General features: G+C 71.6%; 12 protein-coding genes and 1 pseudogene. 8 read left to right on the top strand and 5 right to left on the bottom strand.

Translation table 11 applies throughout. The annotated features are described in order from the left end of the window. The first annotated feature begins 184 nt into the window (after positions 1-184). The 3 genes from OG963_RS38470 (at position 185) to OG963_RS38460 (ending at position 4,244) form a co-directional block, all read left to right on the top strand. Positions 185-661, top strand: coding sequence for a DUF6643 family protein (locus tag OG963_RS38470; protein WP_093778856.1), 477 nt, complete (start codon positions 185-187; stop codon positions 659-661). A 390-nt stretch (positions 662-1,051) separates the two neighbouring features. Beyond that, positions 1,052-1,660: a hypothetical protein gene (locus OG963_RS38465; RefSeq protein WP_093778854.1), complete on the top strand. Its 609-nt coding sequence runs from the start codon at positions 1,052-1,054 to the stop codon at positions 1,658-1,660. 151 nt (positions 1,661-1,811) lie between these two features. Next, positions 1,812-4,244: a right-handed parallel beta-helix repeat-containing protein gene (locus OG963_RS38460; RefSeq protein ID WP_093778852.1), complete on the top strand. Its 2,433-nt coding sequence runs from the start codon at positions 1,812-1,814 to the stop codon at positions 4,242-4,244. Here OG963_RS38460 and OG963_RS38455 read toward each other — a convergent pair. After that, positions 4,214-6,652 carry a hypothetical protein gene (locus tag OG963_RS38455; RefSeq protein ID WP_093929803.1) on the bottom strand — a complete coding sequence of 813 codons (2,439 nt, stop codon included), beginning with the start codon at positions 6,650-6,652 and terminating at the stop codon, positions 4,214-4,216. The genes OG963_RS38460 and OG963_RS38455 overlap by 31 nt on opposite strands. 203 nt (positions 6,653-6,855) lie before the next feature. Here OG963_RS38455 and OG963_RS38450 point away from each other — a divergent pair, with 203 nt between their 5' ends. The 3 genes from OG963_RS38450 (at position 6,856) to OG963_RS38440 (ending at position 8,823) form a co-directional block, all read left to right on the top strand. Then, positions 6,856-7,701 carry a DeoR/GlpR family DNA-binding transcription regulator gene (locus OG963_RS38450; RefSeq protein WP_030920856.1) on the top strand — a complete coding sequence of 282 codons (846 nt, stop codon included), beginning with the start codon at positions 6,856-6,858 and terminating at the stop codon, positions 7,699-7,701. Positions 7,702-7,789: 88 nt separating this feature from the next. Further along, positions 7,790-8,236 carry an SRPBCC family protein gene (locus OG963_RS38445; protein ID WP_030920859.1) on the top strand — a complete coding sequence of 149 codons (447 nt, stop codon included), beginning with the start codon at positions 7,790-7,792 and terminating at the stop codon, positions 8,234-8,236. Between the two features lie 101 nt (positions 8,237-8,337). After that, entirely contained in the window at positions 8,338-8,823 is a 486-nt protein-coding gene (locus OG963_RS38440) for an SRPBCC family protein (RefSeq protein WP_093929802.1), read from the top strand. A gap of 29 nt (positions 8,824-8,852) precedes the next feature. On the opposite strand, the gene OG963_RS38435 is transcribed toward OG963_RS38440, so the two are convergent. Beyond that, positions 8,853-9,986, bottom strand: coding sequence for a PLP-dependent cysteine synthase family protein (locus OG963_RS38435; protein ID WP_093929801.1), 1,134 nt, complete (start codon positions 9,984-9,986; stop codon positions 8,853-8,855). 253 nt (positions 9,987-10,239) lie between these two features. Between OG963_RS38435 and OG963_RS38430 the strand changes: the two genes are divergently transcribed. After that, entirely contained in the window at positions 10,240-10,557 is a 318-nt protein-coding gene (locus OG963_RS38430; protein WP_093778840.1) for a hypothetical protein, read from the top strand. 242 nt (positions 10,558-10,799) lie between these two features. Then, a complete protein-coding gene (locus OG963_RS38425) occupies positions 10,800-11,321 on the top strand; it encodes an ATP-binding protein (RefSeq protein WP_030920873.1) in 522 nt (173 codons plus the stop codon). A gap of 350 nt (positions 11,322-11,671) precedes the next feature. Here the strand turns inward: OG963_RS38425 and OG963_RS38420 are convergent. The 3 genes and pseudogenes from OG963_RS38420 to OG963_RS38410 form a co-directional block, all read right to left on the bottom strand. Continuing rightward, positions 11,672-12,130, bottom strand: a pseudogene (locus OG963_RS38420) (ABC transporter permease); the annotation flags it as partial. A 45-nt stretch (positions 12,131-12,175) separates the two neighbouring features. After that, positions 12,176-12,961, bottom strand: a complete 786-nt coding sequence (locus OG963_RS38415) for an ABC transporter ATP-binding protein (protein ID WP_371799928.1) — start codon at positions 12,959-12,961, stop codon at positions 12,176-12,178. Further along, a complete protein-coding gene (locus OG963_RS38410; RefSeq protein ID WP_093778836.1) occupies positions 12,958-13,260 on the bottom strand; it encodes an SHOCT domain-containing protein in 303 nt (100 codons plus the stop codon). Before OG963_RS38410 ends, OG963_RS38415 begins: the two co-directional genes overlap by 4 nt. Between the last annotated feature and the right edge of the window lie 187 nt (positions 13,261-13,447).

Here is a 13,447-nt window from a genome sequence, read left to right as displayed (position 1 = left end):
CGACCCCGTGCGGCGATCTGCCGGTAACCCCCCGTGAACTCGCCCTTTACACGATTCCAACGCGCTCGGACGCCCTTTTTTCCCAAGTTCGCTCGCATTGGGGATCCTGGTTCACTCACATCTCGTAAACCAACCCTCTTATCGGGCTCCCCAACCAGCACATCGTGGGCTTAACTTATGTTCCATGACCTCCCCCCGCTCCACCTACGGCGGCGGCTACTACGCCGCATCGTCGTTCCCCGACACTCCGATCTACGACTCCCTGGTCGCGGAGCGGGGTACCCCTCAGATCGCCCCGATCCGAGTGCCTGCCGCGTACGACAGCGGCAACAGCTACCTGCCGGCGCTCCCGTCGGCGCTCCCGGCTCTTCCCGCGGCGCCGTCCCAGCCCAACCCGTCGTACGGCTACCCGCAGCCGATGGCCGCGCAGCAGCAGGGTTACGCGCCGATGCAGCCGGCCCATCTGCAGCACGCCCCGGCGCCGTACATCCCGCAGCAGCCGACCGGGATGCGTGGCGGCTATCAGGCGCCCCAGCAGCAGCAGCGCCCCGCGCCGGGTACCGGGTACGAGTCGATGCGTCCCGCGTCGCCGCGGCCCGCGCCCACGCCTTCTCCGTACGAGGACCCGTACAACCGCCCGTACCAGGGCCGGGGGTACTGAGCCGGAGGGACGGAACACGGCGTACCGAGCCGGAGCGACCCGCCGCACACGGGCCTGTCCGGGGACGGGCAGGATGCGGCCGGACGCCCTTCCGCACTGAGTGCTGTGCCCATGCATCCAGTGAGCGCGCCGTCGAGCCATGGGGACTCGACGGCGACCGCCACCGGATGCCTTCCGACGCCACGGACCGGGCCGTCACACCACGTCAGCAGCCGCGCACGGCGCCGGCCCGGCCGTCTCGTCACCACCTGATCACCACGGCCCGGTCGAGGGGGAACTCACCGGGGTCGCCCGTGCGTTGGACGGGGTGAAGTAGCTCTCTCTTCGCTGCTCCAGCGCGCGATCTGTGCCGTATCAGGTTATGACGGATGCGGAAGGGGGTGCAGAACTGTGCGAGCGGTATCGGGAGTCTGGCGTTGGAAACACAATCCCCTGCGCCGCGCCACCGACCGGCGCGAGGCATGGGTGGCTCTGGTGGCACTGCTGTTGATGGTGCTGGCGGCGCCGGCGCTCGGCTGGCTGTGCGGGGCGGTCACCGACGACGCACTGCAGCAGTCGGTGCGGTTCCAGCAGACGCAGCGCCATGCCACGACGGCGGTCGTGGTGCGCCGGGCACCGGGGGCGCGGCACTTGGTCACCGATCCCGAGGTGCCCTCGGAGCGTGCGACACAGACAGCGGTGCTGGCGCGCTGGAAGGCCCCGGACGGCACACCCCTCAGGGGCAAGGTGGTGACCTCCTCCCGGGTCACGGACCCCGGCGCCCGGGTGTCGATCTGGACGGATCCGCAGGGTCGCCCGGCACCGCGCCCCATGGACGCGGCGACGGCCCGCACGCATGCGGCGCTGGCCGGGTTCGGGGTGACGCTGATCTGTGTCGGTCTGATCGAGGCCGGGCGGCGTCTGGTCGTATGGCGCATGGTGCAACGGCGGTACGCAGAGCTCGACCGGGCATGGGCGGAGGCCGGTCCGGACTGGGGCAGGACGGGCACCGGCAGCTGACGAGCTGCTGATCGCGTCAACTCCCGCCCTCCACGCGCGCTACGGTGGACCGGCCCGCCCGCCTCTTCGGCGGGCGGACCCGGAATGACCGCTGCCGAGAGACCGGTGGTCAGGGCATCGCACACGCACGAGGTGGGGGCACAGCAGCGCCATGGCACAGGGCACGGTCCAGGTGACGCACACCGGCACGTCGCGGTGGCGGCGCCGCACTGGCGAATACGCCTCCCTCACCGCGGCCCTGGAGGCCGCGGCGGACGGTGATGTCCTCACCGTCGCGCCGGGCACCTACCGGGAGAATCTCGTCCTGCACCGCGCGGTCACGCTGCGCGGCCCGGAGGGCTCCGTCGGCTCCGTACGGATCGCGCCGGTCGACGGCGTACCGCTGACGCTCCGCGCCTCCGCCGTCGTCCAGGATCTGCATGTGGAGGGCCAGGACTCGGCGGCCCCCGCGCTCCTCGTCGAGGACGGTGCTCCGGAACTGACGGATCTGCGGATCGTGACGCGGTCCGCCGCCGGGATCGAGGTGCGCGGTGCGGCACGCCCCACCGTGCGCCGCTGCACGGTCGACAACCCCGCCGGGGTCGGCATCGCCGTACTCGACGGTGCCGGCGGGGTGTTCGAGGAGTGCGAGATCGTCGCGGCCGGACAGGCCGGGGTCTCGGTGCGCAACGGCGCGCATCCACGGCTCGAGCGCTGCCGCATCCACCACACCTCCGGCGCTGGGCTGAGTGTCACCGGTGAGGGCAGCGCTCTGGAGGGGGTCGGCTGCGAGGTGTACGAGATCAAGGGCAGCGGAGTACAGGTGACGGCCCGCGCGGCCGCCCACCTCACCGACTGCACGGTGCACCGCACTTCGTCGGACGGGGTCACTCTCGACACGGATGCGGTGCTGACGCTCGCCGACTGCGACATCCATGACATCCCGGAGAACGCGGTGGATCTGCGTTCCCGTTCGGTCCTCACGCTGACCCGGTCCACGGTGCGCCGCTTCGGCCGCAACGGCCTGTCCGTGTGGGACCCGGGCACCCGGGTCGACGCCAACCAGTGCGAGATCCACGACAGTACGGGGGACTACCCGGCGGTCTGGGTGAGCGACGGGGCGACCGTGATACTGGACTCCTGCCGGGTCCACGACGTGCCGGACGCGATCTTCGTCCTCGACCGGGGTTCGCGCGCCGACGTCGTCGACAGCGATCTCACCCAGGTCCGCAACACGGCGGTGTCGGTGAGCGACGGGGCGACCGCGCAGCTCGACGACTGCCGGATCAGGGAGGCGTCGACCGGTGCCTGGTTCCGTGACCACGGCAGCGGCGGCACGCTGAACAACTGCACCATCGACGCGGCGCAGACCGGCGTCATCGTCACCAAGGGCGCCGATCCGACGATCGAGCGCTGCACGGTCACCTCGCCCGCCGAGGCCGGTTTCTACGTCTCGGCCGAGGGCCGCGGCACGTTCCACAGCTGCCGGGTCACCGGAAGCGACGGATACGGCTTCCATGTGATGGACGGCTGCCGTACGACGCTGACCCGTTGCCGCACGGAGCGGTGTGCCCGCGGAGGCTACGAGTTCGCCGAAGGCGGCTCGCACGCCGACGGCCAGGGGTCGGGCCCGGTCGTGGAGGACTGCACCAGCGACGAGAGCGGGCTGCGCACTCCGCCTCCCCCGCCCCCCACGGTGCTGACGGCGACCGAGGCGGTCCCCGGGGTGCTCGGTGCGGTGCCCACGCAGCGTGCGGTCGTGCCCTCCGTCCTCGACGTGCCCGCCGAGCCGGTGCGTACGTCGGGCGCCGTTCTCGGCGAACTGGACGCGCTGGTGGGCCTGGACAGCGTCAAGCGCGAGGTGCGGGCCCTCACGGACATGATCGAGGTGGGCCGCCGCCGTCTGGAGGCCGGGCTCAAAGCCGCTTCGGTGCGGCGCCATCTCGTCTTCACGGGCTCCCCCGGCACCGGCAAGACCACCGTGGCCCGGCTGTACGGCGAGATCCTCGCCTCGCTGGGCGTGCTGGAGCGCGGGCATCTCGTCGAGGTGTCCCGGGTCGATCTGGTCGGCGAGCACATCGGCTCGACCGCCATCCGTACCCAGGAGGCCTTCGACCGGGCGCGCGGTGGCGTGCTGTTCGTCGACGAGGCGTACGCCCTGTCACCCGAGGACTCGGGCCGGGACTTCGGCCGCGAGGCGATCGACACGCTGGTGAAGCTGATGGAGGACCACCGGGACGCGGTGGTCGTCATCGTCGCCGGCTACACCCACGAGATGGAGCGGTTTCTCACCGTCAACCCCGGTGTGGCATCCCGTTTCTCACGGACCATCACCTTCAGCGACTACGATCCCGCCGAACTGCTGCGGATCGTCGAGCAGCAGGCCGAGGAGCACGAGTACAGCCTGGCCGAGGGCGCCGGGGACGCACTGCTGAAGTACTTCACCGAGCTGCCCAAGGGCCCCGCGTTCGGCAACGGCCGCACCGCCCGCCAGACATTCGAGTCGATGGTCGAGCGGCATGCGGGCCGGGTCGCCCAGCTCGCCGAGCCGAGCACGGACGACCTCACCCTGCTCTACCCGGAGGACCTGCCGGAACTCCCCTGAGCCTCGCCGGAGCCCCGTTCGGCCTGGCGGGGCAGGAGCGGGCCGAGCCGGACGAGCAGTGCGGCCCTCTCCTCGGCGAAGACCGGGTCCGCCTGGTAGTCCGAGTGCCCCAACACCGGTTCGGGCAGCGGATGTTCCGGCGTACGCCCGTAGAACAGCGGGTCCCGCAGGGGCCCCCGGTCAACCTCGGGCTCGGTCCCGCCGTCGAGCCGGACCCGGCCGCCGATCGGGTCGGTGACCCGCCACAGATTGCGCCAGCAGTGCACGGAGCGGTGCAGTCCGTGCAGCGGTCCGGGCCCGAAGTAGGCCGGGAACCAGCGCCCGTAGAGGCGCTCGATCGGCGAGCCGTAGGTCAGCAGGGCGACCCGCTTCCGGGTCTCGGCGGGCAGCTGCCAGACCGCGGACGCCGCGAGGACGCTGCCCTGGGAATGGCCGGAGATGACGAGCCTGCCGCGGGTGCGGCCGGTCCAGCCGGACATCCTGGACGCCAGGTCGGGGACGGCACGCTCGGCGTAGCACGGTGGCGCGAAGGGGTGAGCGGCGCGCGGCCAGAACGTACCGACGTCCCAGAGGATGCCGATGGTGCGCCGGGCGGAGGCATCGCGGTAGGCGCGCCGCCCCCAGGTGACGAAGAGTATGAAGCCGAAACCGACCATCCACGATCCGGTCGACTGGGCCGCTTCCGCCACCGCCTCGATGAACGGGCCGGCACCGTCCAGCGCCAGTCCCGGCACCTCTCCGCTTGCCCACGCGCCGGCGACGGCCCCCGCGCCGAGCAGCAGGGTGGCGCCGGAGACCAGGCCGAGCAGCCAGGGCGCGGAGTCGGTCAGCGCGGCCGTGGCCCGGGTCCTGGCGATCTGCCGGGTGCGGGCCGGGTCCGGCACCTTCTGCCCGTACTCCTGGTCGACCTCCGGTTCCAGGGCACGGGCGGCGAGCCAGGTGCGTACACCCAGCACGGCGGCGGGGACGAGCAACAGCACCAGGAGTACGGGGATGACGGAGGCCTGCCAGCTGAGCAGCACCGGCGGCCCGTCGATGAAGGATTCCCGCCCCATGCCGGGGGTGCCTGAGCCGTCGAGCCAGTCGGCGACGCGCTGGGCGACCCCGCCGGACATGACACCGCCGAGGGCACAGGCGAGCATCGCGACCGCGGGGCCACCGAGTCCGTGCATGACCGTCCGCGGCTCGGGCGTGCGGCGGTACAGGCCGAGCGCCACCACTGCGAGGGCGACCACGAGAGCGCCCTGGCCGACGGTGAGGACACGGAACGTGACGTCTCCGGGGAGCGAGCCCGCGGAGACCCAGCCGGGGCGGGACCAGGCGGCGTACACGACGGCGACGACGAGCAGGGCGAGGGCGGCGCCCGGCAGGCAGCTGATGACGGCACGGTCGAGCCGGTTGTCGATCCGCCGCTCGCTGCGGCCACGACGGCTGACCACCCAGAGCACAACGAGGCCGCCCAGCACGAGCATTGCCTCGATCAGCCGGCCGAGGAGGTCGGGCACGGGCCCGCTGACGGCGCGGTCGTGCCGGGCGGCGGCGCCCGCTACGGAGGCCGCCACGGTCAGGAACCCGGCGGCGGTGTGCGCGGCCCGCAGCCGGGCGACGAGCCGCCGGCCGTACCAGAAGCCGGGGCGGCCGAGGGCGGGACGCACGACGGGGGAGGAAGTGGCGTCGGTCCCGCCGACGGAAAGGTCGCCGGACCGACCGATGGGACGGTCGGCGGGAACGTCCTCGGGCCCGTCTTCGTCAGGAGCGATGTCGTCCGGTTCGGCGCCGGTGAGCGGCCGCTGCGACTCGTACGCGCTCCACGTCCGGTTGGACAGGAACCAGAGCAGTCCCACCAGCGCGGTGGGCACCAGGGCCGCGAGAGCGAGCCGGCGGCCCGGCTGCGACCACCAGCCGCCCTGCGCCGTCGACAGGAAGCCGAGCCAGGACCGCCGGTTCGAGCAGTCGGGTACGCCCGCGCACTGCCAGGCCACCAGGTCGAGGGCGACCTCGCAGGCTGCCGCGGTGAACAGCACGGTGAGGCTGAGCGCGACGAGCCGGACGAACACTCCGTACAGCCGCACCGCGCGGGTGCGGCCCTTGGCGGTGGGCCGCATCCAGTGAGCCAGGTTGACGACCATGAACGGGAGCAACAGGAGCCACAGCGCGCGGGAACCGTTGCCGGATGTCAGGTTGGACCAGCAGTAGGCCTCCTCGATGGGCCCGTCCCGGTACCGCTCGGGGTGCTGCTCGGCGTCGATGTCCCCGGTGCGACGGTAGATGGCCGCCGTCGCGTCACCGGTGACCCGGGCGATACGCGGATCGTCGAGCATGTCCTGGGGAGTGGCTCCGCCGACGCCGTGGACGAGCAGTTCCAGCGCGGCCCCCGTGCTCTGCGGGGCCTCGGTGACAGGGGGCACGTGGGTGACTCGCTCTCTCGCTCTCGCGACGTTCCGGGCGGTGTGCTGATGCGCAGTCACCAGAATCGCGGAACAGCCGCCACGGTGGCACCTGTCTCACCGAATCTCCCCAGTGCGGCGCCGGACGGAGCTGCGTGGCAGGATGACCCCGTCCGACAGACGGCCAGCCTGCTACAGGCGAGAGGGAAGGACCGGACCCGGCGTTGAGCGAGAATCAGAACCTCCTCGCGGAGCAGCGGCGTGCCCTGATCCTCGACGAGGTGCGCAGGCGCGGCGGGGTCAGGGTCAATGAGCTGACCCGCAAGCTCAGCGTCTCCGACATGACCGTCCGCCGGGATCTGGACGCGCTGGCCCGTCAGGGGGTCATCGAGAAGGTGCACGGCGGCGCGGTGCCGGTCGTCGAGGCGAGCACGCACGAGCCCGGCTTCGAGGTGAAGTCGACGCTGGAGCTGACCGCCAAGGAGGACATCGCGCGGGTGGCCGCGGCCATGGCCGTGCCCGGCAGCGCGATCGCGCTCTCCGGTGGTACGACCACGTATGCGCTCGCCCAGCATCTGCTGGACGTACCCGAGTTGACGGTGGTGACGAACTCGGTGCGGGTCGCCGATGTGTTCCACACCGCGCAGCGTTCGGCGGCGACGGGCGGACCGCGTGCCGGGGCCGCCACGGTGGTGCTCACCGGTGGGGTACGGACTCCGTCGGACTCCCTGGTCGGCCCGGTCGCCGATCAGGCGATCGGTTCGCTCCACTTCGATGTGCTGTTCCTCGGGGTGCACGGGATCTCGGTCGAGGCCGGGCTGTCGACGCCGAATCTGGCGGAGGCCGAGACCAACCGGCGCTTCGTGCACTCGGCGCGGCGGGTGGTGGTCGTCGCCGACCACACCAAGTGGGGCACGGTGGGCCTGAGTTCGTTCGCGACGCTGGAGCAGGTGGACACCCTCGTCACCGACTCCGGTCTGTCGGCGCAGGCCCGCGAGGAGATCGGGGAGCACCTGCCGGGCCTGGTGGTGGCGGGCGAGACCGCCGGGGACGAACCGTCCGACAGCTGAGGGCTGTCCCGTAATCCCCGGCGGCACAGAGTCGGGCGACACGTTCCGCTCTGCGCACATCGTGCCCGTCACGTCCTAGAATCGTGCCGTGGCCGTCTTCCGGATCGAGCGATTCAGCCCCCTTCCCGCCGCCGAGGCGTGGCGCCGGGTGACCGACTGGGAACGGCACGCCGCTCATCTCCCGCTCACCCGGATCAGTGTCCCGCCAGGGCCTCCCACCGGAATCGGGGCCGTCTTCGTGGCCCGCACGGGCGTGGGCCCGCTGGGGTTCGACGACCCGATGGAAGTGGTGCGCTGGGCACCGCCCGCGGCCGGCCGGGCCGGGCTCTGCCGGCTGGAGAAGCGCGGCTCCCTGGTGCTGGGCCGGGCCTCGATCGACGTGTATCCGGCGGAGTGCGGCTCGCATGTGGTGTGGGTGGAGGAGCTGCGCGTCCGGCTGCTGCCGCACTGGGGAGACGCTCTGCTCTCCGGTGCGGGCCGCCGGATCTTCCGCCGGGTGCTGGACGGCCTCCTGGACGACCCGGTGCGGCCGTAGCTGCGACACCTGCCGGTGCGGACATCTGACGGTACGACAGATATGGTGTCGCTCCTCGCGGACGGCGGCGTCCGCGGCCGATCGCACGGGAGGTGCGTTCCATGGCACGTCGACTCCGCTCCGTGGACCTCGACTTCGTCCCGGTCGCCCCGCTGCGACTGGTGTTCGCCGCCGAGGTGTCCGCACCCCCCGAGGCGGTGTACCGGGCGCTCGCCGAGGACGTCGAGGGCTGGCCCTCCTGGTTCACCGCGGTGACGGCTGCGCGTCCCACCGCGGCCGGCGCGGGCCGCGAGGTCCGGCTCAAGGGCGGCACCGTGTTCCGGGAGACGGTTCTCGCGAAGGAGCCGGGTGAGCGGTACGCCTACCGGGTCGACGAGACCAACGCGCCCGCAATCCGAGCCCTGTTGGAGGAGTGGCGGCTCGCCCCGGCCGCGACCGGGGCGGGCACGAGGGTGCAGTGGACCTTCGCCGCCGACGGGCCGGTGCCCTTCCGGTTCACCCTGCGGCTGGGCCGGGCCGGGCTGGGCCGGGCGTTCCGGGACGCGGTGCGCAATCTCGACGAACGGCTCGCCGCCACCCCCGCCTGAAGGATCGGGTCGAGGGTGAGGGACGGGCTTCAGCTGGGCCAGATGCCGGTGGCCAGGAAGCGCTCGATCGTCGCGGCGTACGGGGCGATGTCGAGACCCTGTCCGGCGAGCCAGCTGTCGGAGTAGTACTTGTCGAGGTAGCGGTCGCCCGGGTCGCAGAGCAGCGTGACGACGCTGCCGGTGCGGCCCCGTTCCAGCATTTCGGCGACGAGCTTGAACGCGCTCCACAGCCCGGTGCCGGTGGAGCCGCCCGCCTTACGGCCGATGGCCTGCTCCAGAGCGCGTACGGTGGCGACACTGGCCGCGTCCGGCACCTTCATCATCCGGTCGATGGCGCCGGGCACGAAGCTGGGTTCCATCCGGGGCCGGCCGATTCCTTCGATGCGTGAACCGCAGTCGCTGGTGGCGAGGGCGTTGTGCTGGGTCCAGCCGTCGAAGAAGCAGGAGTTCTCCGGGTCGGGCACACAGATCCGGGTGTCGTACTGCATGTAGTGCACATAGCGGGCGATGGTCGCCGAGGTGCCGCCGGTACCGGCAGTGGCCACGATCCAGGTGGGTTCCGGGTAGCGCTCCAGCCTCAGCTGCTGGTAGATCGACTCGGCGATGTTGTTGTTCCCGCGCCAGTCGGTGGCCCGCTCGGCGTAGGTGAACTGGTCCATGTAGTGACCGCCGCTCTCGGCGGCGAGTCTGGCCGACTCCTCGTACAGCTTCTGGGCGTCGTCGACGAAGTGGCACTGACCGCCGTGGAATTCGATCAGCCGGCACTTCTCGGGGCTGGTGGTGCGCGGCATCACCGCGATGAACGGCACCCCGATCAGCTTCGCGAAGTACGCCTCCGAGACGGCCGTCGAGCCGCTGGACGCCTCGATCACCGGCTTGCCCGGCCGGATCCAGCCGTTGCAGAGCCCGTAGAGGAACAGCGAGCGGGCCAGCCGGTGCTTGAGGCTGCCCGTGGGGTGCGTCGACTCGTCCTTGAGGTAGAGATCGATCGCCCAGGCCTCGGGCAGCGGGAAGCGCAGCAGATGCGTGTCGGCGGAACGGTTGGCGTCGGCCTGGACCTTGCGCACGGCGTCGTTCAGCCAGGCCCGGTACTCGTGGTCCGTGCGGTCGACGTCGACAGTCGCCACGACCTGGCCGTCAAGCCTGTGCCCATCGGTGTCCATCAGCACGCTCCTGCTCGTCGTCACCGGACTGCCGGACCCCCCGGACCCCCGGACTCTGCACATCAACGATATGCCCCCTACCTGCACAAACATTGACTTTGGGGGTCCATAGCCCTGCCTTGGCTTCGGCGGCCCGGACGGCGGCCGCCCGCGCCGGCGCAATTGCGACATCCGCTCCCGATACGGTCTGGTGCACCGGCCGAGCCGCATGCAGACTTGCCGACGGAAGCATGCGGAAGGGGGTGAAGCAGTCATGACGGAAACGGAGTTCAGCGCGACGGGGGTACGGATCGAACGATGGGCCCGCTCGCTCACGAGAGCCGGGCAGGTGATCGTGAAGGACGGCCGGGTTGCGCTGCTGACCAGCTACGGCCGGGAGATCGACAGCGCCCCGGTGGGGGTGGTCAGCGCCGGCAGGCCTTGGTTCGCCGGTACGGACTCGACGGTGGCGCGATTCAACGGGACGCGCTACCGGCTGACGATGGGACAGCGCGATCACGGACGGGACCGAGCGGGCCCGTCGCACCGGTTCCTCGAGGCACTGCGCAGTGCGGGCGCCCGACTCGACTGACATCACGGGCCGGCCTCACGCAGCCGATGTCGCAGGGGCTGCACAGCGGTGCTGACACAGGGAAGCTGTTCGGACACCGTAAGTTGCGGAGCCGTTACCCCTGAGCGACATTGGACACACGTCACTCATGGTTCACCGGCGGTGACACTGCGATCCAGTCCGCCGGCCCGGGAACGGCAGCCGGTTCTCCGCCGACTCCGTTCCGCCGTCTTCTTCCGGACCTATTTCGGGGAGTCGCAGCCGTGATCAGCGAGCCAAGCAGGCACTGCACGGTGGAGCTCCAGGCCCTGCCGTCGCGGATCGGTCAGGTCCGCAGAATCATCTCGGCGCAATTGCGCTACTGGCATCTGGACCCTCTGATCGACCAGGCAGCGCTGGGCGTCACCGAACTGCTGACCAACGTCCACCGGCATGCACAGCCGGACAAAACGTGCACCGTAGAGATCGAGTTCCTGCTCGAACGACTGACTGTCTCCGTCCACGACCACGACCCGCGGCTGCCGACGGTGCGCGAGGCCGACGCGTCCAGCACATCGGGGCGCGGGCTGGCCCTGATCGCCGCGGTCAGCGAGAGCTGGGGGGTCCGGCCGCGGGGCCGGGCCGGGAAGGTCGTGTGGTTCACCCTTCCGGCCCCCTCCCTGTTCGCCGCGGTGCGGCCGCACTCGGTGTACGGGGCGACGACCGACGGTCCGTTCGGCGATGTCGACACCCCGTCCCTGGAGAAGGTGGCCCACACCGACGCCCGGTCCGCCGCGGTGGGCTGAGGGCTCTCCCACAAGCCCTGGCGGGCGCCTCAGGGCCTCGCTCTCGGATCAGAGATGCCGCGAGGAGCGGGGCGCCCCGGTGGCGCTCCGCTCCTCGTGCGTCCCGCGGTCGTCCAGGGCCTCTCGTTCGGATCATGCTGGGCCCGCGGGGTCCGGCACGCACATCCACCGCGTCGTCGGTCTTCCCCGAGCTCGCGGTCTCGCTCGAGCAGGGGAGACCCCATGCGCTCCGCGCGGGCTCCTTCCTCCGCCTTGCGGCCGCACGCACCACGGTGACATCAGCGCCCGGCGGACGGGCCCCTCCCTGATCCAGCCTGATCGTGCGCCCGCGAGGGGTTGCGGATCGGCTGTCAGTCGGCGGCGATGGCGCGGAGCACGTCCAGGCGTGCCGCACGCCGCGCCGGTCGCCATCCGACCGACGCCCCGGCGGCGATTCCCACCAGGGGGACCACGAGGAGCCGCGTCGGCGGCAGGGCGAAGGCGAACGGGGTGTCACCCGCCCCTTCGGACGCCTTGACCAGCACCCAGCCGAGGAATCCGCCGAGCAGCAGGCCGCCCGCCGTGCCGAACGCGGCGACCAGGACGGACTCCCGGCGGACCATGGCCCGCAGCTGGCTCCGGGTCTGTCCGACGGCGCGCAACAGGCCCAGTTCCCCTGCGCGTTCATGGATGGCGAGGGTGAGGGTGTTGGCGAAGCCGAGCAGCGCGATCACTACCGCGAGCGCCGGCAGCGCGTAGACCAGTGTGAGCATCATGTCGATGGAGCCGGCCGAGGACCGCGCGTACTCGCCACGGGTCTGTACGTCCGGAGCGGAGCGAGGAGATGCTGAGGCGCACGGATGCGCGGGTGCTCGTCATGACGTCCCCGCCGAAGTACCGGGTGTGAGGTCGAAGGCCTTGAGGCGGTCGAGTACGCGCTCCGCGGTGCGATCCGGCATCCGGTCGACGAGGCGTCCGTCGGCGAGGAAGACGACCTCGTCGGCGTGGGCGGCGGCAACCGGGTCGTGGGTGACCATGACGACCGTGCGGCTGGTCTGCCGGACGGTGCGGCCGAGGAGCCGCAGCACCTCCTGGCCGGACCGGGAGTCGAGATTGCCGGTCGGTTCGTCGGCGAACACGACATCGGGGCGTCCCGCGAAGGCGCGGGCCACGGCGACGCGTTGCTGCTGTCCCCCGGAGAGTTCGCCGGGCCGGTGGTGCAGCCGGTCCCGCAGGCCCACGGTGTCGATGAGGGCGTCGATCCACTCCCGGTGACCGCGTTCGCCGGCGAGGTCCATGGGGAGGGTGATGTTCTCGGCGACCGTGAGGGTCGGGATCAGGCTGAAGGCCTGGAAGACGAAGCCGATGCGCTGCCGGCGCAGCAGAGTGAGCCTGCGGTCGTCGAGCGCGCTGAGGTCGGTCTCGCCGATGAGGGCGGAACCGGAGGTGCGGGTGTCGAGTCCGGCGGCGCAGTGCATCAGGGTGGACTTGCCGGAGCCGGAGGGCCCCATGATCGCGGTGAGGCGGCCGACCGGGAAGTCGACGCTCACCCCGTCCAGGCCCCTGACCTCGGTGTCGCCGGTGCCGTAGATCTTCACGGCGTCGACGCGGGCGGCGGCGGAGGAGGAGGAGGTGACGGTCGAGCTGACCGTGGTGGTCATGCGGCACCTCCCCGACCGGTACGGCCGAACTCCTCGTCCAGCACGGAAAGCCGTCGCCAGTACTCGTCCTCGTCGATCTCGCCCGCCGCGAAACGGCGGCCGAGCAGGGTGATGGGCGACTGTTCGCCGGGGAGACCCGGAGCGCCGTGAGCGGTGCGCGGGCCCCACGGGCCAGGCCGGCCACCGCGCCGGCCGGAACGGCGCAGCACGGTGACGACGGTGACGACGACGGCCGCCCAGATCAGCGGAAAGAGGAGGATCCACGGTCCGGGTCCACCGGAGTACGCCAGGGTGTTCATCTCGGTCAGCTCCCTCGGTGCGAGGTTCTGTTGTGCTGTTGTTCTGTCGCTGACGAGCCTGGCTCCAGGAGGGGGTCCGAGTCGTCGTACGGCCAGCGGCCGTATGCGTACCCCCGTGGGAGTACGCGGCCTTCGGGCAGCTGCTCTCCCCCGGACCGGCCACGATCCTGGAGCTATGTACCCACCC

Source organism: Streptomyces sp. NBC_01707 (assembly GCF_041438805.1).
Classification (GTDB): Bacteria; Actinomycetota; Actinomycetes; order Streptomycetales; family Streptomycetaceae; genus Streptomyces.
The sequence above is the reverse complement of the archived record's forward strand: the minus strand, read 5'-3'. Positions and strand labels throughout refer to the sequence as shown.